The sequence below is a fragment of the Streptomyces sp. NPDC027189 genome, assembly GCF_055566975.1.
In genome coordinates this window covers 80,089-101,809 of sequence record NZ_JBVHRI010000031.1, presented here as the reverse complement: position 1 = coordinate 101,809, position 21,721 = coordinate 80,089, and the positions used below count along the sequence as shown (strand labels likewise).

Below are 21,721 nucleotides of genomic sequence, written 5' to 3'. Positions count from 1 at the left end.
GACGTGCACACACCCCGCAAGACACAACCCGCGAAACGGCGAACGAAGACGTCAACCACCCCACGACCACGCCGCACAGGTTAAAGATCAAGTTAAGGGCTGTCCCGTAACTGATCTTTGAGTCGCCTGGGGTGGTCGGTCGCGGTCCGGGCCGCTGCCTATCCGGCGAGGGCGAGGTTGTGCATGCGGGCGATGCCGAGCATGGCGTGGTGGACGCCGTCGCCTTTGAGGCGGCAGTCGCGGAGGATCTTCCAGGTCTTCATTCGGGCGAAGACGTGTTCGACGCGCGCGCGGACCTGCTTGTGGGACTTGTTGTGGGCTTTCTTCCAGTCGGGCAGGTCTTCGCCTTTGCGGCGGCGGTGCGGCATGACGAGTCCGGTGCCCGGGTAGCCGCCGTCGGCGATCGTCACGGTCCTGCCGACAGCGGTCTTGGCGCCGGATTCCTCCCATGCCTTGCAGTCGTTGCGGTTGCCGGGCAGGGGGTGGCCAATCACGACGACCAGGCGAGTGTCGGCGTCGATGACGACCTGGTGGTTGGTGGAGTACCGGTAGTTCTTCGACTGCGCGGCGATGGCGTGGTCGCGGGTGGGCACGAGAGTGCCGTCCACGATCAGCACGGTGTCCTTGGCGAACCGTTTGCGGGGCTGAAGAGCGAGCATGGGTCCGAGGTGGTCGATGATGCGGTCCGCGGCGGACTTCGAGACCCCGAAGAGCGGTGCGAGCTGACGCATCGTCAAGTTTGTTCGCCAGTAGGCGGCGACCAGTAGCGCCCGGTCCTCCAGCGGAAGGCTCCACGGCCGGCCCTTGCGGACCGCGGCCGCACCCTCGCGCCGCAGCACAGTCACCAGCTTCCCGAAAGCGCGCGGGCTCAGCCCGGTGAAAGGGGCTATCCAGGAAGGCTCTGACGCCGTGATCACACCAGCCACCGCTGGATCATCTCAGTTGCAGACGTCGCTGGTTTCGACTGATCCTTTGCGTATTCGACGACCAAGAGGGAGAACGACGTGGGGCTGACTCTGTTCCCGGGAGACGGAGACACCAGCAGTCCCGACGTCGCCTGGTCCTACAGCGGCTTCGCCGCGTTCCGGCGACAGCTGGCGCGAGCCGAAGGATTCACTCTTTCCGAGGTGCGGGGCTTCGGCGGAGAGCGCCCCTGGAGTGACGTCTCCACCTCGCTCGAACCACTCCTCGATCGCCCCGATGACGGCGGAGGCGAGCTAACGCCTACCGAGTGCGCCGCGCTCCTGCCCCGGCTGGAGGCGATCGTCGACCAGTGGCGGAACGAGGTCGACGTCCCTCGGGCACACATCGATGCGGCCCAACAGCTGACGGTCGTTCTGCGGCTCTGCGTCGCGAAGGACGTCGAACTTCTCTTCCTCTGATGTCGACGAAGCCGGAGCCGTTCCTCACGCTCCCGCAGTTACGGGACACCCCGTACCTCCCGATCTCCGGTGACACAAGGAGCGTCTCGGTCACGCCCATCAACTGAACCGACCAAGAAGCCCCGCGCAACACTTCCACAGCCCGAGCCACCGGCCCCGGTTGCCGCCTTTTCCCCAGGCGGCGCCGGGGTCGGCTGATGTCTGGCGAAACCGGCGAGGGATAGTACCCCCTACACGTACCACCCCTCGCGGGAAACCTGGTAATTCCTTGGACCTATGCCTTGTTGTTGTCACCTGGCGCGACCGGTGGAGCGTGCCCCACGGTCTCGAGGTCCTCAATCATTTCCGCACCGACTACGGCGCCCGTGCTCTTTTTGCTACGCCTGAGCCGGCCCTCCAGCCAGCTCGCGAATGTCGTGAGGGAGAAGTTGATCAGAATGAAGATCACGGCCACCACGGTGAAGCTGGCGATGGTGTTGCCGTAGTAGCCGATCATCGTGTTGGCCGATGCGAGCAGTTCAGGGAAGGTGAGCACCGCGCCACCGATGGCGGTGTCCTTCACGATCACGACGAGCTGGCTGACGAGCGCCGGGAGCATCGCGGTGACCGACTGCGGCAGCAGGATGAGCCTCATCACCTGGCCCTTGCGCAGACCGATCGCCATCGCCGCCTCGGACTGGCCCTTCGGCAGGGCCAGGATGCCGGCCCGGACGATCTCCGCGAGAACCGAGGCGTTGTACAGCACGAGCCCCGTGACGACCGCGTACAGCGGACGGTCGTCAGAACTGACGTTGGTGTACTTGGCGAATAGCGCAAGCCCGAAGATCATCAGGACCAGCACCGGGATCGCCCGGAAGAACTCCACCACGATCGCGGCCGGTATGCGGATCCAGGCGTGGTCCGAGAGCCGGGCGATGCCGAGGACGGCGCCGAGCGGCAGTGCGATGACCATGCTGAGCGCCGCGGCCTTGAGGGTGTTCTTCAGACCCGGCCAGATGTACGTGGACCAGGCCTCGCTGGTGGTGAACGGCTTCCACAGTGCCCAGTCGAGCTGGCCCTTGTCGTTGAGTTGGGTGTACATCCACCACAGGACCACTGCCAGGGCGGCGAGGAAGACCACCGTGTACAGGAGGTTGCGCCGCTTGGCGCGTGGCCCCTGGGCATCGTAGAGAACGGAAGTCATCGCTTAACCGCCACCTTCTTGCCCACCCAGCCGAGGATCAGGCCGGTCGGCAGCGTGAGGATCACGAAGCCGAGGGCGAAGATCGAGGCGATCGGGATGAGCTGGGCCTCCTTTTCCACCATCGTCTTCATCAGGGTCGCCGCCTCGGCGACGCCGATCGCGGCGGCCACTGTGGTGTTCTTCGTGAGCGCGATCAGGACGTTCGTCAGCGGGCCGACCGCCGAGCGGAACGCCTGAGGCAGCACGACGAGCCGGAGCACCTGGGTGAAGCTGAGGCCGATCGCACGGGCCGCCTCAGCCTGCCCGACTGGCACCGTGTTGATGCCGGACCGCAGTGCCTCGCACACGAAGGCCGAGGTGTAGGCGGTCAAACCGAGCACGGCGAGCCGGAAGTTGATCGTCTTGAAGTCGTCCGCGCCGAGGCTGATGCTGAGGGTCTGGTTCAGGCCCAGCGAAGTGAACAGGATGATCACGGTCAGCGGGATGTTCCGCACGATATTCACGTAGGCGGTGCCGAAACCGCGCATCAGGGGCACTGGGCCGACGCGCATGGCGGCCAGCAGGGTCCCCCATACCAGGGAGCCGGCGGCGGCGAGCAGGGTGAGCTGCACCGTCGTCCAGAAGGCCCCCAGCAGGTCGTAACCTTCAAGAAAGTCGAACACGATCTCCCGTGCTTCCGCGTGTAGGGATGCCCAGGTGCGCCGCCCCGGGAGACAGCGCACCTTTCAGGCACTGCTTCAGCTCTTGACGTCGCCGATCTTCGGCGCGGGCTCGTTCTTGTAGTTCGCCGGGCCGAAGTTCTTCTCGACGGCCGCCTTCCAGGAGCCGTCGGAGACCATGCCCTCCAGGGCCGTGTTGATCTTGGCCTTGAGGTCGCTGCCCTTCTTCACGCCGATGCCGTAGTTTTCGTTGGTCATCTTGAAGCCACCGAGCTTGAACTTGCCCTTGAACTGGGACTGCGCGGCGTAACCGGCCAGGATGGAGTCGTCCGTGGTCAGCGCGTCGATGGCCCCGTTCTGCAGACCAGTGAGGCACGCCGAGTACGTCGGGTACTCCTGCAGATTGGCCTTGGGGGCCAGCTTGTCCTTGACGTTCTGTGCCGAGGTCGAGCCGACCACCGAACAGAGCTTTTTGCTGTTGAGGTCCGACGGCGACTTAATCGAGTTGTCGTCGGCACGGACCAGGACATCCTGGTGGGCCAGCAGGTACGGGCCGGCGAAGTCGACCGACTTCTCGCGCTCCGGAGTGATCGAGTACGAGGCGGCGATGAAGTCGACGTCACCGCGCTGCAGCATGGTCTCGCGGTCGGCGCTCTTCGACTCCTTCCACTGAATCTGGTTCGCGCTGTAGCCGAGCTTCTTGGCGATGTACGTCGCGACGTCGACGTCGAAGCCGGCGTAGCCCTGGGGCGTCTTCTGACCGATGCCCGGCTGGTCGAACTTGATGCCGATGGTGATCTTCTTGCTGCCGCCCGAAGGGCTGCTGCCGCTGTCCTTGTCGTTGTCGGAGCCGCAGGCCGTGGCGGCGAGCGCGAGGGCGAGCACAGCAGCCGAAGCGGCGGTGACCTTGCGGAGCTTCATGGTGAACATCCTTTGACTGGTGAAGAGATGCGGGCCCGTCAGGGCGGGTGACGCAGGTCGTCAGAGACGCGATGTGGGGGCCGTCAGTGGTGGAGGATCTTCGACAGGAAGTCCTTGGCCCGGTCGCTGCGCGGATTGCTGAAGAACTGGTCCGGCACAGCCTCTTCGACGATCCGGCCGTCGGCCATGAAGACCACTCGGTTGGCAGCCGAACGAGCGAAGCCCATCTCATGGGTGACGACGATCATGGTCATGCCGTCACGCGCGAGCTGCTGCATGACCTCAAGGACCTCGTTGATCATCTCGGGGTCCAGTGCCGAGGTCGGCTCGTCGAAGAGCATGACCTTGGGGTCCATCGCCAGTGCTCGCGCGATCGCGACGCGCTGCTGCTGGCCGCCCGACAACTGAGCGGGGTACTTGTCCGCCTGATTGGCGAGGCCGACGCGGTCGAGCAGCGCGCGGGCCTTCTCCTCGGCGGCCTTCTTGTCGGCCTTGCGGACCTTGATCTGTCCCAGCATCACATTGTCGAGCACCGTCTTGTGCGCGAAGAGGTTGAAGGACTGGAAGACCATGCCCACGTCGGCCCGCAGCCGGGCGAGCGCCTTGCCCTCCGCAGGCAGCGGCTTGCCGTCGATCGAGATGTCGCCCGAATCGATCGTCTCCAGGCGGTTGATGGTGCGGCACAGGGTGGACTTCCCGGACCCGGAGGGTCCGATGACCACGACGACCTCGCCACGGGCGATCGTCAGGTCGATGTCCTGGAGCACGTGCAACGCGCCGAAGTGCTTGTTGACGCTCTTCAGGACGACCAGTTCGTCGGTCGCGGCCACAGCGTCCTTGGCCACCGATACTTCGGTCATCGCTCTTTGGCTCCGTCCTCCTCGGTTTCGGAGGACAGTAGTAACCCCGTACGACCAGCGTCATTACATCTGAGGGGAACTTGAGCATCACGATCCGGTAGCAATCGGACACGTGTCGTAGCAGCCGGTACGCGACCGCGTACCGGCTGGGTAACGGAAGCCCTCCGCAACCCGAAGGCCCTTGACGCCATCCTTATCCATCGGCGTGACTTCCATGGTGCACCCGCGCGTGCACCGCGTTCTACAAGCCAAGACCGTACGACCGATGAACCGGAGGGGGCCGGAATGAGACTGCTCCTCGTCGAGGATGACAACCATGTCGCCGCCGCCCTGTCCGCGGTGCTGGCGCGGCACGGCTTCGACGTCACGCACGCCCGCAGCGGCGAGGAGGCTCTGCAGGCGCTGGTCCCCGAGGGCGACGGGTTCGGCGTCGTCCTGCTCGACCTGGGCCTGCCCGACCAGGACGGCTACGAGGTCTGCGGCAAGATCCGCAAGCGGACCAGCACTCCGGTGATCATGGTCACGGCGCGCGCCGACGTACGCTCCCGGATCCACGGCCTCAACCTCGGCGCCGACGACTACGTAGTGAAGCCGTACGACACCGGGGAACTGCTCGCCCGTATCCACGCCGTCAGCCGGCGTAGTGCCCCCGACGACGCCTCGGCCCCCGGCGACACCGCGCTGAAGCTCGGCCCCGTGCACATCGAACTCCCCAACCGCCAGGTCACCGTGGATGGTTTGGTTGTCCAACTGACCCGCAAGGAGTTCGACCTGCTCGCACTGCTGGCCCAGCGCCCCGGAGTGGTGTTCCGCCGGGAACAGATCATCAGCGAGGTGTGGCGCACCAGTTGGGAGGGGACCGGGCGCACCCTGGAGGTGCATGTCGCGTCCCTGCGCTCCAAACTGCGCATGCCGGCGCTGATCGAGACCGTGCGCGGCGTCGGGTACCGGCTCGTCGCCCCTGCGTCGTAGCGGGTACGGGTGCGCACTCGCCTTCTCCCACTGCTCATCGTTCTGATGGCCGCCGTGCTGCTCGCGCTCGGCCTTCCGCTCGCCGTGAGTGTCGCGGCCGCTCAGCAGCAGCGGGTGGTCGTCGACCGCATCGACGACACGGCGCGCTTCGCTGCCCTCGCCCAGTACGTCACCGATTCGCTGACCGGCTCCCAGTCGAACAACACGGACGAACGCAAGGAGACCCTGAACAAGGAGCTCGCCCGCTACTACGACGTGTACGGCATACGGGCCGGCGTCTTCTACCGCAACGACAGGCCCATGGCCAACGCCCCGACGAACTGGTTCCTGCCCAAGACCGGTGAAGGGCGCGACGCGTTCAGCGAGGCGCTCTTCAGCCGCCGCAGCCACGACCCGCAGCAGGTCTGGCCCTGGCAGCGGCACCGTCTCGTCGTGGCCTCCCCGGTCATCAGGGACGGCGACGTGATCGCCGTCGTCGTCACCGACTCGCCCACCGGGCAGATGCGTTCGAAGACCCTGCGCGGCTGGCTGCTCATCGGCGCGGGCGAGATCGCCGCGATGCTTATCGCCCTCGGCGCCGCGCTGCGCCTCACCGGCTGGGTGCTCAGACCCGTACGCGTCCTCGACGCCACCACACACGACATCGCGACAGGACGCCTGAAGTCCCGGGTCGCGGTCGCCGGTGGGCCGCCGGAACTCCGGCGCCTGGCCCGGTCGTTCAACGAGATGGCGGACAACGTCGAAGACGTGCTGGAGCAGCAGCGCGCCTTCGTCGCCGACGCCTCGCACCAGCTGCGCAACCCGCTCTCGGCGCTGCTGCTGCGCATTGAGCTGCTCGCGCTAGAACTGCCGGAGGGAAATGCGGAGATCGCCTCGGTCCGCACCGAGGGCAAGCGCCTTGCCCAGGTCCTCGACGACCTCCTCGACCTGGCGCTCGCCGAGCACGCCGAGGCGGATCTGCGGCTCACCGACATCGGCGCGCTGACGGCCGAGCGCGTGTCGTCCTGGCAGCCGCTCGCCGAGAACAAGGGCGTACGGCTGGCCGGGACCTGCCCGGCCACCACCGCCTGGGCCGACCCGGTCACACTGTCCAGCGCCCTGGACGCGGTCATCGACAACGCGCTGAAGTTCACGCCGGAGGGGGAGAGCGTCGAGGTGAAGGTCGCCTCGAACGGCGAGGTCTCGACCGTCGTGGTCACCGACGGCGGCCCCGGCCTCAGCGACGAGGACCTGGCCCGCATCGGCGACCGCTTCTGGCGCAGCGCGGGGCACCAGAACATCAAGGGCTCGGGCCTCGGCCTGTCCATCTCGCGGGCGCTGCTCGCGGCGGGCGGCGGCTCCATCGCGTACGCCCATCACGAGCCGCACGGCCTGCGGGTGACGGTGACGGTGCCCAGGTCAGGGCCGGCCTCTTGAGCCCCACGCCGGGGAGCGACCACCAGGTGTGAGCGGCTACGGCTTGATCGACCGGTAGTAGCGTCGCGCGCCCTCGTGCAGCGGCAGCGGATCCGTGTAGATGGCCGTGCGCAGGTCCACCAGCTGCGCCGCGTGCACCACGGCGCCGATGTGGTCACGGCTGGCGATCACCGTGCGGGTGAGCTCCTCGGTGAGCTTCGCGTCCGCGTCCTCCCGTGTGATCAGGTAGTTGGCTACGGCCAGCGTCTGCACGGACGAGCCGCGCTGCGCCCTGGGGTAGGCATCGGCGGGCATCACGGCGGCCCGGTAGTAGCGCGAGGCGCCGCCCTGTGCGTGCAGCTTCTTGATGAGGGAGCCGCCGATCGGCACGAGCCTGATGTCGTAGGTCTTCGAGAGCTCCAGCACAGCACTCGTCGGCAGGCCGCCGGACCAGAAGAAGGCGTCGATCTTGTGGTGCTTGAGCAGGTCGGGCATGGTCGCGATGCCGTCGGCCCGCGGCTCGATGTCGTTGTCGGGGTCGAGCCCGGCCGCCTGGAGCACATGGTTCGCTATCAGCCGCACGCCGGAACCGCTCGGTCCCACGGCGACCGTCCTGCCCCGCAGGTCCGCCACGGACTTCACGGACGACGAGCGCGGGACGACCAGGTGCACATAGTCGTCGTAGAGCCGGGCGCAGCCGCGCAGCCGGCCCGCTCCCGGCTTGTTCTCGAGTATGTACGTCTCCACCGCGTCGGCCGCCGCGATGGTGAAGTCGGCCTTCCCCGTCGCCACGCGCCGTACGTTCTCCTGCGATCCGTCGCTGTTCAGCAGCCGTACGTCCACGCGCGGCATGTCCTTGGCGATTGCGCCCTCAAGGAGCGTGCCGTACTTCTGGTAGACCCCGGTCGGCGTGCCCGTGCTGAATGTGATCGTCCCGCTGGGCGACCCCTCGCCCGGCAGCAGCCACCACAGCAGCAGCCCGAAGACCGCGAAAGCGGCCGCCGAGCCGAGCAGCGCGCGGCGCCGGCCGATACGGGGGAGTGCCTGGAACATGCGCGCGATCCTGCCAGCTCGGGGGCGATCCTGACCAGGGCCGGGCCCATTGACCGGGGTCGTCGGAGGACCTCGGCGGATCGATAGGGTCGTCGGATGCAGCCCTCTCCCGCCTCCCTGGTCCGTGAATTCCACCTCGCTTTCGGCCTCGACGCCCGCACCGTGCCGACAGAGGTCTCCCCGGAGCTGGCGGCTCACCGCGGTGAACTCCTCGCCGAGGAGGCCGCCGAAGTCGCCGAGGTCGCGGTCACCGGCCCGCTCGACCGGCTGGCGCACGAACTGGCCGACGTCGTGTACGTGGCGTACGGCACGGCACTCGTCCACGGGATCGACCTCGACGCGGTGATCGCCGAGGTCCACCGGTCCAACATGACGAAGCTGGGCCCCGACGGCAGGGCCGCCCGCAGGGCCGACGGCAAGGTCCTCAAGGGGGACCACTACCGTGCTCCGGACGTCTCGGAGATCCTGCGGCAGCAGGGCTGGAGTGCGGCGGAGGCGTAGCACCGAGCCGCTGCTTGCCGTAGCCACCGCGCTCGGCCGCCACTCGCGGCGGGCGCCGTTGCCGTCCGGTCATGGCTGGCCCACGCGGAACGGCCCGCTGTCCTGCGGCACGACCTTCTACCCGTTCCTGACCAACTGCGCTGACGACCCGCAGGGCGAGATGCTTCGTCACTGGTTTGGCGACTCGGCCGCCAACCCGCCCTCCGCGACACCGCGTTCCACGGTCACCTGGCACGACCAGGACCGCTATGTGCCGGGCGGTTGGGCCCAGTGGTACGGCATGGGCAGCGGCAGCTACCTCTACACCCCCGACTCCTGTGTGCGCGGTCGGCCGGACCCTGGGCTGCTCACCGATCCGCTTCGTCCAGGACCTCCGTGTCGAGCGGGCCAGGCACCTCCTGAGCACCACCGACCTGCCCATGGCGACGGTGGCCCGCCGCGTCGGCTACGAGAACCCCGGCGCCCGGCGCACCCTGCTGCGGGACCGGGTCGGCGTGACGGCCCGCTCACTATGGGGGTGAGGCCCGCACTACGACAGGACGCACTCCGGCTACCGCCTACCCTTGTCACATGAGCAGCGGCGACCGGAGTCAGGCAGTGGACGTTCAGCAATCCAAGACGTACGAAGTGCGCACCTACGGGTGCCAGATGAACGTCCATGACTCCGAGCGGCTCTCCGGGCTCCTCGAAGACGCCGGTTACGTACGCGCCCCCGAGGGTTCGGACGGCGACGCGGACGTGGTCGTCTTCAACACCTGCGCCGTACGGGAGAACGCCGACAACCGGCTGTACGGCAACCTCGGCCGCCTCGCACCGATGAAGACGAAGCGCCCCGGGATGCAGATCGCCGTCGGTGGCTGTCTCGCGCAGAAGGACCGCGACACCATCGTGAAGAAGGCGCCCTGGGTGGACGTCGTCTTCGGGACGCACAACATCGGCAAGCTGCCGGTCCTCCTGGAGCGCGCCCGCGTACAGGAAGAGGCACAGGTCGAGATCGCCGAGTCGCTCGAGGCGTTCCCGTCGACGCTGCCGACCCGCCGCGAGAGCGCGTACGCCGCCTGGGTCTCCATCTCGGTCGGCTGCAACAACACCTGCACCTTCTGCATCGTCCCGGCGCTCCGCGGCAAGGAGAAGGACCGCAGGACCGGCGACATCCTGGCCGAGATCGAGGCCCTGGTCGGCGAGGGCGTCTCCGAGATCACGCTGCTCGGGCAGAACGTAAACGCTTACGGGAGCGACATCGGTGACCGCGAGGCCTTCAGCAAGCTGCTGCGGGCCTGCGGGCAGATCGAGGGCCTGGAGCGCGTCCGCTTCACCTCGCCGCACCCGCGCGACTTCACCGACGACGTGATCTCCGCCATGGCGGAGACGCCGAACGTGATGCCGCAGCTGCACATGCCGATGCAGTCCGGCTCGGACACCGTGCTGAAGGCGATGCGCCGCTCGTACCGCCAGGATCGCTACCTGGGGATCATCGAGAAGGTCCGGGCCGCCATCCCGCACGCGGCGATCACCACCGACATCATCGTGGGCTTCCCCGGCGAGACCGAGGAGGACTTCGAGCAGACCCTCCACGCGGTCCGCGAGGCCCGCTTCGCGCAGGCGTTCACCTTCCAGTACTCCAAGCGTCCCGGAACCCCGGCGGCCACCATGGAGGGGCAGATCCCCAAGGAGGTCGTCCAGGCGCGCTACGAGCGTCTCGTCGCCCTCCAGGAGGAGATCTCCTGGGACGAGAACAAGAAGCAGGTCGGCCGCACCCTGGAGCTGATGGTCGCCGAGGGCGAGGGCCGCAAGGACGGCGCCACGCACCGCCTCTCCGGCCGTGCCCCCGACAACCGCCTGGTCCACTTCACCAAGCCCGACGAAGAGGTGCGCCCCGGCGACGTGGTCACCGTCGAGATCACCTACGCCGCCCCGCACCACCTGCTCGCCGAGGGCGCGGTCCTTGACGTGCGCCGCACGCGCGCGGGGGACGCCTGGGAGAAGCGCAACGCCGCCGAGGCCGCGAAGCCGGCCGGCGTCATGCTGGGGCTGCCGAAGATCGGGGCCCCGGAGCCGCTGCCGGTGGCCACGGGCAGCGGATGCGGCTGCGACTGACCCGAGCGGGCGTTGACGACGGGGGACGGGCGAATGGCTCGACGGCACTGCTGCTGGACAAGCCGGCCGGTGAGGGGCCGTTGCGCAGGCAGTACGAACTGATGGCGACGGTCGACGGCACGCACGAGGAGGCTGTGGCACGGCGCGGTGATTTCGTACGGCTGTACCGCACGAAGCACCCGCTGTACCCGGTGCCGATGCGGCGGTACCGCACCGGTGACGGCTGGATGCTCATCGGCGGCGGCTCGGCCGGCGGTGTTTTCACCTACCACTTCATGCTCACCGAGCTGGAGTGGGACTCGGGACAGATCACCTACTGAGCGCGTTACGCTGCCGATCATGCTTGTAGCCGCCGCAGTCTGCCCCTGTCCGCCGCTGCTCGTCCCCCAGGTCGCCGCCGGCGCGGCGCCCGAACTGGATGCCGCGCGCGCGGCGTGCACGGACGCGCTGGGCGTGCTCGCCGCCTCCCGCCCCGACCTGCTGGTCGTCGTGGGCCCCGCCGAGCAGAGCGGGCGCGGTCCGCACCCACAGGGCACGCGGGGCTCGTTCCGCGGATTCGGTGTCGATCTCGACGTACGCCTCGGCGGAGACAAGCCGGGTCCAGGGTCCGCGGAGCGTTCGGCACGTGAGCTTCCGCCCTCGCTCGCCGTCGCCGCGTGGCTGCTGGATCGCACGGGTTGGTCCGACGCTCCCGTCGAAGGTCTCGGGGTGGGGGAACCGCTCGAGGCCGAGCGGTGTATCCAAGTCGGAGGGGAAATCGGTGGCCGGGCCGAGAGGGTGGCACTGCTGGTGATGGGCGACGCCAGCGCGTGCCGGACGCTCAAGGCGCCGGGCTATCTCGACGAGCGCGCGGCGGGCTTCGACGCGGAGATCGCGCGTGCGCTGGGCGCGGCGGACGTGGCTGCCCTCGAGGCGTTGGACGCCGAACTGGCGCACGAGCTGAAGGTCTCGGGGCGAGCCCCCTGGCAGGTCCTCGCGGGCGCGGCAGAGGGCGCGGGGCTGGGTGGCGCGCTGCTCTACGACGACGCCCCGTACGGGGTGGGGTATCTGGTGGCGGCCTGGTCGTAGCCGGCCTTCTCAAAAAAGTCGCGGCTCTTTGAGCCGTGCGGGTCCGAACACGGCGGCACGGCCCCCGTACCGTTCTGGGCCGTGCCGGCCCGAATGCGGCCCTGAGCGGGCTCGGCCGTCTTGTGTCTCACCGGCTCGACTGCGGCCCGGAGCGGACTGGGTCCTGCGCCTGAACACGGCCCGGAGCGCACTCGGCCCCTGGGGCTGCAGGCACCTGAACACGGCGGACGGCCGGGAGCCCTGGGTGCTCCGCGGCCATCCGCCGATGTGTGTCGCTCAGTTCAGGAAGCCGGAGGCGTTGTCGGCACGTCCGGCGGAGGCGTGGCGCCGCCACTGTCCTTGTGCGCGAGTCGGTCCATGGCGCCCTTCGCCTTGCCCGTGCCCGTCTGGATCTTGTCGCTGTACTTGTGCTTGGTCTTCTCGTCGACCACCTTCGCGGCCTTGTCGAGACCGTGAGTGACCTTGTCCCCGTGCTGCTGCGCGAGGTCCGAGACCTTGTCCTTGGCAGGCGCCAGCTTGGCCTTGAGATTGTCCAGGAGACTCATGGTTCACCTTCCCTCGCGGGGCAGTTACTTGCGGGCGCCCTCGCCGGCCTCGTTGTCGGCGGCCTTCTCGGCGGTCTGCTGCTGGGGGATGTCGACGTCCTCCCCGGCGGCGGCCTCGGCGGTGTCCTCCGCCGTCGCCTCGCCCTCGGTCGGGGACGAACCCTTCGCTTCCTCCGCCGCCTCCGCCTTGGTCTCGGCCGTCTGCGTGTCGACCTGCGCCTCGGCGGTTGACGCCTCCTCCGTAGCCTTCGACCTCCGGAGAAGTCGTGCAAAAACGCCCATATCCACTCCATACGTTACTCGCGAGGGCGAAATCCCGCGTCACCCGGTGCGTCCCATTGCGTCGCCCGGGTCACCGGTTCGCGAAAACCGGCGGCTGGAACCTCGCAACAGGCAACGACGCCGGACCCGTGGCGTCACGTAACTCGTTCGAGGAGAGGCAGTGGGGTTTGCGAGACTGGGGCGGTGAGTAGCGCACCCCCCGCCCCCCGGGTCATCGCAGTCGTCGGACCGACCGCGGCAGGAAAGTCCGATCTGGGCGTTTTCCTCGCCCAACGTCTCGGAGGAGAAGTTGTCAACGCCGACTCCATGCAGTTGTACCGAGGGATGGACATCGGCACCGCCAAGCTGACGCCCGAGGAGCGCGGAGGGGTCCCGCACCACCTTCTGGACATCTGGGACGTGACGGTCACGGCCAGCGTCGCCGAGTACCAGCGGCTCGCCCGCGCCCGCATCGACGCGCTGCTCGCCGAGGGCCGTTGGCCGATCCTGGTGGGCGGCTCCGGGCTGTACGTCCGCGGGGCCGTCGACAACCTGGAGTTCCCCGGCACGGACCCCGAGGTACGGGGCCGGCTGGAGGAGGAGCTCACGCTGCGCGGCTCCGGCGCGCTGCACGCGCGTCTGGCGATGGCGGACCCCGAGGCCGCGCACGCGATCCTGCCGAGCAACGGCCGCCGTATCGTCCGCGCCCTCGAAGTCATCGAGATCACCGGCAAGCCCTTCACCGCGAACCTCCCGGGCCACGACTCGGTGTACGACACCCTCCAGATCGGCGTCGACGTCGCGCGCCCCGAACTCGACGAGCGCATCGCGCGCCGGGTCGACCGGATGTGGACGGCGGGGCTCGTCGAAGAGGTGCGCGCCCTTGAGACGCAGGGCTTGCGTGAGGGGCGTACGGCATCACGCGCGCTCGGGTATCAGCAGGTGCTCGCCGCGCTCGCGGGGGAGTGCACCGAGGAAGAGGCGCGCGCCGAGACCGTACGCGCCACCAAGCGCTTCGCGCGCCGTCAGGATTCGTGGTTCCGGCGTGACCCTCGGGTGCATTGGCTCAGTGGGGCTGCGGCGGATCTCACGGAACTCCCGGAGCTTGCAATGGCATTGGTCGAACGACCGGTTACAGCCTGATCACGTCATGGCATCGGGACGCTCCGGCCGTCATCCCGGCCTCTGGCGGCGTGCCATCATCGAGCTTCGATCGACCAGTGAAGTCCGAGTTGGGAGGGCGCGTGGCGATGGAGGCCGGCCCTCGCGACACTGCACGAGACGCTGAGCACGGTGCCGATCCGGACGGAGATCGTCTGGGCATCGATCCGGGCGATGAGACAGGTCTGGGCGGGGAGCATCTGAGCTCCGACGGACCCGAGGACACCCCGGGAGGGGTGACCGCCGACGGGCCCGAGCCTGGCGAGATGTCCCCGGGACCCGAGGTCGAGGTCGAGCTGCGCCCGCAGCGTCGGCTGCGCATCTGGCAGCTCGCGCCCATCGTGGCCCTGGCCGCGACCGGCTCGCTGATGTTCGCCTTCCCGCTGGCCTTCGAGTTCGGTGACGGCGGTGCCGTGGTCGCCATGCTCGGCCTGCTGATCTGCTCGTGCGCCGCGGGCTGGGGGATGATGGCGGCCCGCCGGGTCGGCTACACCTGGCCGGGATTCCCGCAGCGCGGCTCCGACCGCCGCCTGGACTGGCGCGTGGTGATCGCCTACGTCGTGGTGGTCGCGGCGGTGGCGGTGCTCGCCGTGTGGCGCGTGGCCCGGCTGCGCTGACTCCAAGGCGCGGCTTGGCGGTGCTGACTCCGAGGCGCGGCCTGCCTGTGCCGGCCCCACGTCGCGGCCTGGCTGTGCTGATGCCGAGGCAGGGCCCGGCCCGCGGCGCCCATTCCTCCTGGCCCGACCCGTCCTCCCGGCCGTCTCCGCAGACGCCCCCACATGGGCCGGAGTGTCGTACCGACCCCGTACGATCGAGGAATGAGCACGCGGATCGCCTTCCTCAAGGGCCACGGGACCGAGAACGACTTCGTGATCATCCCGGACCCGGAAAACGTCATTGACCTGCCCCCGACCGCCGTCGCGGCCCTGTGCGACCGTCGCGCGGGCATCGGCGGGGACGGTCTGCTGCATGTCGTACGGTCCGCCGCGCACCCCGAGGCCAAGGAGATGGCGGCCGAGGCGGAGTGGTTCATGGACTACCGCAATGGCGACGGTTCGATCGCGGAGATGTGCGGCAATGGGGTACGTGTGTTCGCGCACTACCTTCAGCGGGCCGGTCATGTGGCCGAAGGGGACATCGCGATCGCCACGCGCGGGGGCGTGAAGAGCGTGCACCTCGCCAAGGAAGGTGACGTGACGGTCGGCATGGGCAAGGCGCTCCTCCCCGAAGGGGACGTCACCGTGAGTGTCGGCGAGCGCAGCTGGCCCGCGCTCAACGTCAACATGGGCAACCCGCACGCCGTCGCCTTCGTGGAGGACCTCGCGCACGCCGGCAACCTGTTCGCGCCGCCGCCCTTCAGCCCGGCGTCGGCGTACCCGGACGGAGTCAATGTCGAGTTCGTGGTCGACCGGGGTCCGCGTCACGTGGCCCTGCGTGTCCACGAGCGCGGCGCCGGAGAGACCCGCTCCTGCGGCACGGGCGCGTGCGCCGTGGCCGTCGCCGCGGCCCGCCGCGACGGCACCGACCCGGGCGTGACCGGGACTCCGGCGACGTACACCGTCGACGTACCCGGCGGTCGCCTGGTGATCACCGAGCACGCAGACGGCGAGATCGAGATGACGGGCCCCGCGGTGATCGTCGCCGAGGGCGAGATCGACGCGGAGTGGCTCGACGCCGCGCGCCGCTGAGCGTTCCCCGGGGTACGGCGCCGCGCAACTCCTGAGCGTTCCCGGCACATGGCGCCGCGCACTCCTGAGCCTCCGCGGGACTCGGCGCCATGCCTCCCGGGCCACGACGCGGCCCGCCTTTGAGCCCCTGGGGTTTGACGCCGTGCGCCCTTGGGCCTCTGAGGCGCCGTACCCCGCTGCCCTGGCCTGGAGCTGGCTGCCGGACCTCCCGCCCCTTCCAAAAGTTCGAAACCGTAAACCCCTGAACCTTCGCTCGAATGGGTGATCCGTTTCACGCTCGGCGAGAGGCGGTCAGCCGAGCGTGGTGGGCTCGGTAGCATCAAGCACCGGCCCGGACGGGGGATCGACGCCATCCCCTGAGCCGTCTACGCCATGGGGCACCCGTCCGCCGGTCTACGCAGCCGGAGGTGCCCATGAGTGCGGAGGCGACGAATCCCGCGACGCCAGGTCCTGCCACGCCCTCCCCCAAGCTCTCGGGCTCGCGCGAGCAGGGGGTACCCCCGTCGCACCGCAGGAAGGGCCTTCCGCGGATCGATCTGCGCCGCCTGGGCCGGGCCGCGCTGCTCGGCCCCGCGGCCCGCGACCGGCTGCCCGACGCGATCGGCCATGTGGTCGAGGCCCACCGCGCCCATCACCCCGACGCGGACCTGGAGCCACTGCGCAGGGCGTACGTCCTGGCCGAGTCCTCGCACCGCGGCCAGATGCGAAAGAGCGGGGAGCCGTACATCACGCACCCGCTCGCCGTGACCCTGATCCTCGCCGAACTCGGCGCGGAGACCACGACATTGACCGCCTCCCTGCTCCACGACACCGTCGAGGACACGGAAGTGACGCTCGATCAGGTACGGGAGGAGTTCGGCGACGAGGTCTGCTACCTGGTGGACGGCGTCACCAAGCTGGAGAAGGTCGACTACGGGGCCGCCGCCGAGCCGGAAACGTTCCGCAAGATGCTGGTCGCGACCGGCAACGACGTCCGCGTCATGTCGATCAAACTCGCGGACCGGCTGCACAACATGCGGACCCTCGGCGTCATGCGCCCCGAGAAGCAGGCGCGGATCGCCAAGGTGACCCGGGACGTCCTGATCCCGCTCGCCGAACGGCTCGGCGTCCAGGCGCTCAAGACCGAGCTGGAAGACCTCGTCTTCGCGATCCTGCACCCCGAGGAGTACGAGCACACCAGGGAGCTGATCGCCGACAACGCGGCACGCGGGGGCGATCCACTCGCGGAGATCGCCGAGGAGGTGCGCACGGTCCTGCGCGACGCCGGGATCCAGGCCGAAGTCCTCATAAGGCCACGCCACTTCGTCTCCGTGCACCGCGTGTCGCGCAAACGCGGCCCCATGCGCGGCGCCGACTTCGGACGGCTTCTGGTGCTCGTGAACGAGGACGCCGACTGCTACGGAGTCCTCGGCGAACTGCACACCTGTCTCACTCCGGTGGTCTCGGAGTTCAAGGACTTCATCGCGGTCCCCAAGTTCAACCTGTATCAGTCGCTGCACACGGCCGTCGCGCGCGGCGACGGCGAGGTCGCCGAAGTCCTCATCCGCACCCACCAGATGCACAAGGTCGCCGAGGCCGGGGTCATCGCGCTCGGCAACCCCTACGCTCCTCCTTCGGAGGAGCAGGCGGACGGCGGCGAGGAGCGCCCCTTCGACGGCGAGCGCGCCGACCCCACCCGTCCGGGCTGGCTCTCCAGGCTCCTCGACTGGCAGGAAGGCGCCCCGGACCCGGACACGTTCTGGTCCACACTGCGCGAAGACCTCGCCCAGGACCGCGAGATCACCGTCTTCCGCGCCGACGGCGGCGCATTGGGGCTTCCCGAGGGCGCCAGTTGTGTCGACGCGGCGTACGCGCAGTACGGCGAGGACGCGCACGCCTGCATCGGCGCCCGCGTCAACGGCCGCCTGGCGACGCTCAGTACGGTCCTGCGGGACGGCGACACCGTGCAGCTCCTCATGGGCCAGGACCCCGCCTCCGAGCCCTCCAGAGAGTGGCTGGAGCACGCGCACACGCCCGCCGCGCGGATCGCCATCCAGCGCTGGATTGCCGCGCATCCCTCACCCAGCGGCACGGAGACCCCGGAGGCCCCCGCCGCGACTCCTCGGCCGGCGGCCGACGTGCGCGCCGCACGGCCCGCGGCGAATGCCGTCGTCGACCAGCCCGGCGCGACCGTACGGCTCGCGGGCTGCTGTACGCCCGTACCGCCCGACGAGGTGACCGGCTTCGCCGTGCGCGGGGGAGTGGTGACTGTCCACCGCGCGGAGTGCGCGGGAGTGGCGCGCATGAAGAGCGGGGGGCGCGCGGAGGTCGGCGTGCGCTGGGGCGACACCACCGAGTGCCGCGTCACGCTGGTCGCCGAGTCCTTCGGGCGCCCGCATCTGCTCGCCGACCTCACCGAAGCCATCGCTCTGGAGGGCGTCGCCATCGTCTCGGCGACCGTCGAACCTCCCAGCCAGCAGCGCGTACGCCACACGTACACGCTCCAACTCCCGGACGCGGCGCACCTTCCCGGGCTGATGCGGGCCATGCGCAACGTGCCGGGGGTGTACGACGTGAGCCGGGCACAGCATCAGGCGGCGGCCGCGCAATAACGTCCCTGGGCTTTCCACGTCTCCCTGTCGACCCGTTGGCCTCTCTATCGACCCGTTCGGGTGAGCCCGGCGCGAGTCGTCACCGCGGGACGGGCGCGCGCTGGTAGCGGTGATCCATGCTGCTCACCCCCCGCCCAAGGCCCCCACACCCCCGGACCCGCCGTATCAAGGCGGCCCTCCTCGCCTCGGCCGTCTCGGTCTGCCTGATCGCCGCGAGCGCCCCCAACCCGGCCGCACCCCTCGGCGTCGGTGACCGCCTCTTCCCGCACCTGGGGAACCCCGGATACGACGTCGAGTCGTACGACCTCGCCTTCACCTATCCCGGCACCAACAGCAAGCCGCTCGCCGCCGTCACCACCATCGACGCCGTGACGTCCTCCCGGCTCGAACGCATCAATCTCGACTTCGCGCGCGGAACGGTGGGATCGGTCCAGGTCAACGGGGCACCCGCCGCGTTCACGCGGGCCGGTGAGGACCTGGTCGTGACGCCCGAGGAGCCGGTGCCCGCCGGCAGCTGGATGCGCATCACCGTGCGCCACACCAGCGACCCGGTCGCCGCCGAGGGCCAGGACGGCGGTTGGGTGCAGACCAAGGACGGGCTCGCGATGGCCAACCAGGCCGACGCCGCGCACCTGGTCTTCCCGTGCAACGACCATCCCTCCGACAAGGCGATGTTCACCATCCATGTCACCGCGCCCAGCGGGTACACGGCCGTGGCCAGCGGACTTCCGGCCGGAGCGGAACGTGCCCGCCGGTCCACCACCTGGACGTACCGCACCGAGCACCCCATGGCCACCGAGCTGGCCCAGGTGTCCATCGGACGCTCCACCGTGCTGCACCGGACCGGGCCGCATGGTCTGCCCGTACGGGATGTGGTGACCACCGAGGACCGCGAGCGGCTCGAACCGTGGCTCAAGAAGACGCCCGACCAGATCGCCTGGATGGAGGGGAAGGTCGGCCGGTACCCCTTCGAGACCTACGGGCTGCTGATGGCCCAGGCCCAAACCGGCTTCGAACTGGAGACACAGACGCTCTCTCTCTTCGAGGGAGAGCTCTTCACCGAGCCCGCGTACCCGAAGTGGTACGTCGAGTCGATCATGGTGCATGAGCTGTCGCACCAGTGGTTCGGCGACAGCGTGAGCCCGCGCACCTGGTCCGACCTGTGGCTCAACGAGGGGCACGCCACCTGGTACGAGGTTCTGTACGCCGAGGAGAAGGCGCACAGGCCCATGGAGGAGCGGATGAAGGCGGCCTATCGCGCGTCCGACTCCTGGCGGGCGGCAGGAGGACCGCCCGCGGCGCCGAAGGGCCCCAAGCCGGGCCAGAAGATCAGTATCTTCCGGCCGAACGTCTACGACGGTGCGGCGCTGGCCCTGTACGCGCTGCGCCAGGAGATCGGGCGCCCCGCCTTCGAGCGCCTGGAGCGGACCTGGGTGCGCGTCCACCGCGACGGCGCCGCCTCGACGGCCGACTTCGTGGACCTCGCTTCCGCCGTCGCAGTCCGCGATCTGAGCGGGTTCTTCCAGGCGTGGCTGTACGGCGAGAAGACACCGCCGATGCCGGGGCACCCGGACTGGAAGAGCGACCCTCCGAAGGCGCGCAAGGGCTCCTGACGGGCGCGTACGGGCCGCTGATAACTCGCGTGACGAGACGGGCCGTGCCGTGCGACCATCTTCGGGTCGGCGGCGCGGCCCCTCGGAGGGTTGGCCCGGCGGAATCCGGGAATCTCCCGGAGGCCTCGGACGTTGTTCTCGATGACGGGTGGCATCCGTCGCCGCATGATGTTCCCCATCGACGTAAGGATCCAATGACCTCCTCTTCTTCCCCTTCCCAGGACGCGCAGAGCTTCGCGCAGAACTACCCCGAAGGTCTTCGGGCCGATGCCCTGATGGAAGAGGACGTCGCCTGGAGCCACGAGATCGACGGAGAGCGGGACGGCGAGCAGTTCGACCGCTCCGAGCGTGCGGCGCTGCGCCGTGTGGCGGGCCTCTCCACCGAGCTCGAGGACGTCACCGAGGTCGAGTACCGACAGCTCCGCCTGGAGCGCGTGGTGCTCGTCGGTGTCTGGACCACGGGAACCATTCAGGACGCGGACAACTCGCTCGCCGAGCTGGCAGCCCTCGCGGAGACCGCGGGCGCGCTCGTCCTCGACGGCGTCGTCCAGCGCCGCGACAAGCCCGACGCGGCCACGTACATCGGATCCGGCAAGGCCAATGAGCTGCGGGACATCGTCCTGGAGACCGGTGCCGACACCGTGATCTGCGACGGTGAGCTGAGCCCCGGCCAGCTGATCCACCTCGAAGACGTCGTCAAGGTCAAGGTCATCGACCGTACGGCCCTGATCCTCGACATCTTCGCCCAGCACGCCAAGTCCCGAGAGGGCAAGTCACAGGTCGCGCTCGCGCAGATGCAGTACATGCTGCCGCGGCTGCGCGGCTGGGGTCAGTCGCTGTCCCGTCAGATGGGCGGCGGCAAGGGCGGCGGCCTCGCCACCCGTGGTCCCGGTGAGACCAAGATCGAGACGGACCGGCGCCGTATCCGCGAGAAGATGGCGAAGATGCGCCGGGAGATCGCGGACATGAAAACGGGCCGCGAGATCAAGCGCCAGGAGCGCCGACGCAACAAGGTGCCTTCGGTCGCCATCGCCGGTTACACCAACGCGGGCAAGTCCTCCCTGCTCAACCGCCTCACGGGCGCGGGCGTGCTGGTCGAGAACGCGCTGTTCGCGACCCTGGACCCGACCGTCCGCAGGGCCGAGACCCCGAGCGGGCGGCTGTACACGCTGGCTGACACGGTCGGTTTTGTACGCCACCTGCCGCACCACCTGGTCGAGGCCTTCCGCTCGACCATGGAGGAAGTCGGCGACTCCGACCTGATCGTGCACGTGGTGGACGGTTCGCACCCGGCGCCGGAGGAGCAGCTGGCCGCCGTGCGCGAGGTGATCAGGGATGTGGGCGCCACGGCCGTACCTGAGATCGTCGTGATCAACAAGGCGGACGCGGCCGACCCGCTGGTGCTCCAGCGGCTGATGCGGATCGAGAAGCGCTCCATCGCGGTCTCGGCCCGTACCGGCCAGGGCATCGACGAGCTGCTCGCGCTCATCGACAACGAGCTGCCGCGCCCCTCGGTCGAGATCGAGGCGCTCGTGCCGTACACGCACGGCAAGCTGGTCGCCCGTGCCCACACCGAGGGCGAGGTGATCTCCGAGGAGCACACCCCGGAGGGCACGCTGCTCAAGGTGCGTGTGCACGAGGAACTGGCGGCGGATCTGGCGCCGTACGTTCCGGCGCCGGCGCTCCGGTAGCGACACGCGTACGCACTCGTACGGACGCAGGAAGGCCCGCCCCCTGTCTCAGGGGGCGGGCCTTCCTCATGCGTACGTGG

At 69.2% G+C, this 21,721-nt stretch carries 22 protein-coding genes; 14 read left to right on the top strand and 8 right to left on the bottom strand.

Annotated elements, in window-relative coordinates; all coding sequences use genetic code 11:
• Positions 1 to 158 precede the first annotated feature (158 nt).
• Positions 159 to 926 (bottom strand): transposase, encoded by a 768-nt coding sequence (locus ACZ4RZ_RS43075; RefSeq protein ID WP_467753015.1) that lies wholly within the window; start codon positions 924 to 926, stop codon positions 159 to 161.
• A gap of 78 nt (positions 927 to 1,004) precedes the next feature.
• Between ACZ4RZ_RS43075 and ACZ4RZ_RS43070 the strand changes: the two genes are divergently transcribed.
• Entirely contained in the window at positions 1,005 to 1,382 is a 378-nt protein-coding gene (locus tag ACZ4RZ_RS43070; RefSeq protein ID WP_467753014.1) for a hypothetical protein, read from the top strand.
• Positions 1,383 to 1,656: 274 nt separating this feature from the next.
• Here ACZ4RZ_RS43070 and ACZ4RZ_RS43065 read toward each other — a convergent pair whose 3' ends face one another.
• The 4 genes from ACZ4RZ_RS43065 to ACZ4RZ_RS43050 all read right to left on the bottom strand — a co-directional run bounded on the left by ACZ4RZ_RS43065 (position 1,657) and on the right by ACZ4RZ_RS43050 (position 5,005).
• The gene (locus ACZ4RZ_RS43065) at positions 1,657 to 2,565 is read right to left on the bottom strand and encodes an amino acid ABC transporter permease (protein ID WP_467753013.1); all 909 of its coding nucleotides are present in this window, start codon (positions 2,563 to 2,565) and stop codon (positions 1,657 to 1,659) included.
• Positions 2,562 to 3,227, bottom strand: a complete 666-nt coding sequence (locus ACZ4RZ_RS43060) for an amino acid ABC transporter permease (protein ID WP_467753012.1) — start codon at positions 3,225 to 3,227, stop codon at positions 2,562 to 2,564. Before ACZ4RZ_RS43060 ends, ACZ4RZ_RS43065 begins: the two co-directional genes overlap by 4 nt.
• A 75-nt stretch (positions 3,228 to 3,302) precedes the next feature.
• Positions 3,303 to 4,145, bottom strand: a complete 843-nt coding sequence (locus ACZ4RZ_RS43055; protein ID WP_467753011.1) for a glutamate ABC transporter substrate-binding protein — start codon at positions 4,143 to 4,145, stop codon at positions 3,303 to 3,305.
• Between the two features lie 83 nt (positions 4,146 to 4,228).
• Positions 4,229 to 5,005 carry an amino acid ABC transporter ATP-binding protein gene (locus ACZ4RZ_RS43050; protein WP_189188190.1) on the bottom strand — a complete coding sequence of 259 codons (777 nt, stop codon included), beginning with the start codon at positions 5,003 to 5,005 and terminating at the stop codon, positions 4,229 to 4,231.
• A 285-nt stretch (positions 5,006 to 5,290) separates the two neighbouring features.
• On the opposite strand from ACZ4RZ_RS43050, the gene ACZ4RZ_RS43045 reads away from it, so the two are divergent.
• Both ACZ4RZ_RS43045 and ACZ4RZ_RS43040 read left to right on the top strand, forming a co-directional pair.
• Positions 5,291 to 5,977 (top strand): response regulator transcription factor, encoded by a 687-nt coding sequence (locus tag ACZ4RZ_RS43045; RefSeq protein ID WP_467753010.1) that lies wholly within the window; start codon positions 5,291 to 5,293, stop codon positions 5,975 to 5,977.
• A gap of 9 nt (positions 5,978 to 5,986) precedes the next feature.
• A complete protein-coding gene (locus tag ACZ4RZ_RS43040) occupies positions 5,987 to 7,393 on the top strand; it encodes a sensor histidine kinase (RefSeq protein WP_467753009.1) in 1,407 nt (468 codons plus the stop codon).
• Between the two features lie 36 nt (positions 7,394 to 7,429).
• On the opposite strand, the gene ACZ4RZ_RS43035 is transcribed toward ACZ4RZ_RS43040, so the two are convergent.
• Entirely contained in the window at positions 7,430 to 8,425 is a 996-nt protein-coding gene (locus ACZ4RZ_RS43035) for a TAXI family TRAP transporter solute-binding subunit (protein WP_467753008.1), read from the bottom strand.
• A 96-nt stretch (positions 8,426 to 8,521) separates the two neighbouring features.
• Between ACZ4RZ_RS43035 and ACZ4RZ_RS43030 the strand changes: the two genes are divergently transcribed.
• The 5 genes from ACZ4RZ_RS43030 (at position 8,522) to ACZ4RZ_RS43010 (ending at position 12,091) form a co-directional block, all read left to right on the top strand.
• The gene (locus ACZ4RZ_RS43030) at positions 8,522 to 8,926 is read left to right on the top strand and encodes a pyrophosphohydrolase domain-containing protein (protein ID WP_467753007.1); all 405 of its coding nucleotides are present in this window, start codon (positions 8,522 to 8,524) and stop codon (positions 8,924 to 8,926) included.
• A 317-nt stretch (positions 8,927 to 9,243) separates the two neighbouring features.
• Complete coding sequence (locus tag ACZ4RZ_RS43025; RefSeq protein WP_467753006.1) at positions 9,244 to 9,447, top strand: helix-turn-helix domain-containing protein; 204 nt, start codon at positions 9,244 to 9,246, stop codon at positions 9,445 to 9,447.
• Positions 9,448 to 9,496: 49 nt separating this feature from the next.
• A complete protein-coding gene (gene miaB / locus ACZ4RZ_RS43020) occupies positions 9,497 to 11,023 on the top strand; it encodes a tRNA (N6-isopentenyl adenosine(37)-C2)-methylthiotransferase MiaB (RefSeq protein ID WP_467753005.1) in 1,527 nt (508 codons plus the stop codon).
• Complete coding sequence (locus ACZ4RZ_RS43015; protein ID WP_467753004.1) at positions 11,008 to 11,343, top strand: hypothetical protein; 336 nt, start codon at positions 11,008 to 11,010, stop codon at positions 11,341 to 11,343. The genes miaB and ACZ4RZ_RS43015 overlap by 16 nt, the downstream gene beginning before the upstream one ends.
• Positions 11,344 to 11,362: 19 nt before the next feature.
• Entirely contained in the window at positions 11,363 to 12,091 is a 729-nt protein-coding gene (locus tag ACZ4RZ_RS43010) for a class III extradiol dioxygenase subunit B-like domain-containing protein (RefSeq protein ID WP_467753003.1), read from the top strand.
• A gap of 281 nt (positions 12,092 to 12,372) precedes the next feature.
• On the opposite strand, the gene ACZ4RZ_RS43005 is transcribed toward ACZ4RZ_RS43010, so the two are convergent.
• Positions 12,373 to 12,636, bottom strand: a complete 264-nt coding sequence (locus tag ACZ4RZ_RS43005; RefSeq protein ID WP_467753002.1) for an antitoxin — start codon at positions 12,634 to 12,636, stop codon at positions 12,373 to 12,375.
• Positions 12,637 to 12,660: 24 nt separating this feature from the next.
• Positions 12,661 to 12,918, bottom strand: a complete 258-nt coding sequence (locus ACZ4RZ_RS43000) for a hypothetical protein (protein WP_467753001.1) — start codon at positions 12,916 to 12,918, stop codon at positions 12,661 to 12,663.
• Between the two features lie 183 nt (positions 12,919 to 13,101).
• On the opposite strand from ACZ4RZ_RS43000, the gene miaA reads away from it, so the two are divergent.
• The 6 genes from miaA (at position 13,102) to hflX (ending at position 21,641) form a co-directional block, all read left to right on the top strand.
• Complete coding sequence (gene miaA / locus ACZ4RZ_RS42995) at positions 13,102 to 14,040, top strand: tRNA (adenosine(37)-N6)-dimethylallyltransferase MiaA (RefSeq protein WP_467753000.1); 939 nt, start codon at positions 13,102 to 13,104, stop codon at positions 14,038 to 14,040.
• Positions 14,041 to 14,147: 107 nt separating this feature from the next.
• Positions 14,148 to 14,675 (top strand): hypothetical protein, encoded by a 528-nt coding sequence (locus tag ACZ4RZ_RS42990; protein ID WP_467753018.1) that lies wholly within the window; start codon positions 14,148 to 14,150, stop codon positions 14,673 to 14,675.
• A 201-nt stretch (positions 14,676 to 14,876) separates the two neighbouring features.
• Positions 14,877 to 15,746, top strand: a complete 870-nt coding sequence (gene dapF / locus ACZ4RZ_RS42985) for a diaminopimelate epimerase (RefSeq protein ID WP_467752999.1) — start codon at positions 14,877 to 14,879, stop codon at positions 15,744 to 15,746.
• A 413-nt stretch (positions 15,747 to 16,159) separates the two neighbouring features.
• The gene (locus ACZ4RZ_RS42980; protein WP_467752998.1) at positions 16,160 to 18,337 is read left to right on the top strand and encodes a RelA/SpoT family protein; all 2,178 of its coding nucleotides are present in this window, start codon (positions 16,160 to 16,162) and stop codon (positions 18,335 to 18,337) included.
• Positions 18,338 to 18,453: 116 nt separating this feature from the next.
• Positions 18,454 to 19,950, top strand: coding sequence for a M1 family metallopeptidase (locus ACZ4RZ_RS42975; RefSeq protein WP_467752997.1), 1,497 nt, complete (start codon positions 18,454 to 18,456; stop codon positions 19,948 to 19,950).
• Positions 19,951 to 20,144: 194 nt separating this feature from the next.
• The gene (gene hflX / locus ACZ4RZ_RS42970) at positions 20,145 to 21,641 is read left to right on the top strand and encodes a GTPase HflX (RefSeq protein ID WP_467752996.1); all 1,497 of its coding nucleotides are present in this window, start codon (positions 20,145 to 20,147) and stop codon (positions 21,639 to 21,641) included.
• Positions 21,642 to 21,721: the final 80 nt, after the last annotated feature.

Excerpts from the sequence above, each read along its gene's own strand:
- ACZ4RZ_RS43010 (WP_467753003.1), top strand. The coding sequence starts at position 11,363 with ATGCTTGTAGCCGCCGCAGTCTGCCCCTGTCCGCCGCTGCTCGTCCCC.
- ACZ4RZ_RS43015 (WP_467753004.1), top strand. The coding sequence starts at position 11,008 with ATGCGGCTGCGACTGACCCGAGCGGGCGTTGACGACGGGGGACGGGCG.
- ACZ4RZ_RS43065 (WP_467753013.1), bottom strand. The coding sequence starts at position 2,565 with ATGACTTCCGTTCTCTACGATGCCCAGGGGCCACGCGCCAAGCGGCGC.
- ACZ4RZ_RS43050 (WP_189188190.1), bottom strand. The coding sequence starts at position 5,005 with ATGACCGAAGTATCGGTGGCCAAGGACGCTGTGGCCGCGACCGACGAA.
- ACZ4RZ_RS43030 (WP_467753007.1), top strand. The coding sequence starts at position 8,522 with ATGCAGCCCTCTCCCGCCTCCCTGGTCCGTGAATTCCACCTCGCTTTC.
- ACZ4RZ_RS43045 (WP_467753010.1), top strand. The coding sequence starts at position 5,291 with ATGAGACTGCTCCTCGTCGAGGATGACAACCATGTCGCCGCCGCCCTG.
- miaB (WP_467753005.1), top strand. The coding sequence starts at position 9,497 with ATGAGCAGCGGCGACCGGAGTCAGGCAGTGGACGTTCAGCAATCCAAG.
- ACZ4RZ_RS43000 (WP_467753001.1), bottom strand. The coding sequence starts at position 12,918 with ATGGGCGTTTTTGCACGACTTCTCCGGAGGTCGAAGGCTACGGAGGAG.
- ACZ4RZ_RS43005 (WP_467753002.1), bottom strand. The coding sequence starts at position 12,636 with ATGAGTCTCCTGGACAATCTCAAGGCCAAGCTGGCGCCTGCCAAGGAC.
- ACZ4RZ_RS43035 (WP_467753008.1), bottom strand. The coding sequence starts at position 8,425 with ATGTTCCAGGCACTCCCCCGTATCGGCCGGCGCCGCGCGCTGCTCGGC.
- dapF (WP_467752999.1), top strand. The coding sequence starts at position 14,877 with ATGAGCACGCGGATCGCCTTCCTCAAGGGCCACGGGACCGAGAACGAC.
- hflX (WP_467752996.1), top strand. The coding sequence starts at position 20,145 with ATGACCTCCTCTTCTTCCCCTTCCCAGGACGCGCAGAGCTTCGCGCAG.
- ACZ4RZ_RS42990 (WP_467753018.1), top strand. The coding sequence starts at position 14,148 with ATGGAGGCCGGCCCTCGCGACACTGCACGAGACGCTGAGCACGGTGCC.
- ACZ4RZ_RS43055 (WP_467753011.1), bottom strand. The coding sequence starts at position 4,145 with ATGAAGCTCCGCAAGGTCACCGCCGCTTCGGCTGCTGTGCTCGCCCTC.
- ACZ4RZ_RS42980 (WP_467752998.1), top strand. The coding sequence starts at position 16,160 with ATGAGTGCGGAGGCGACGAATCCCGCGACGCCAGGTCCTGCCACGCCC.
- ACZ4RZ_RS42975 (WP_467752997.1), top strand. The coding sequence starts at position 18,454 with ATGCTGCTCACCCCCCGCCCAAGGCCCCCACACCCCCGGACCCGCCGT.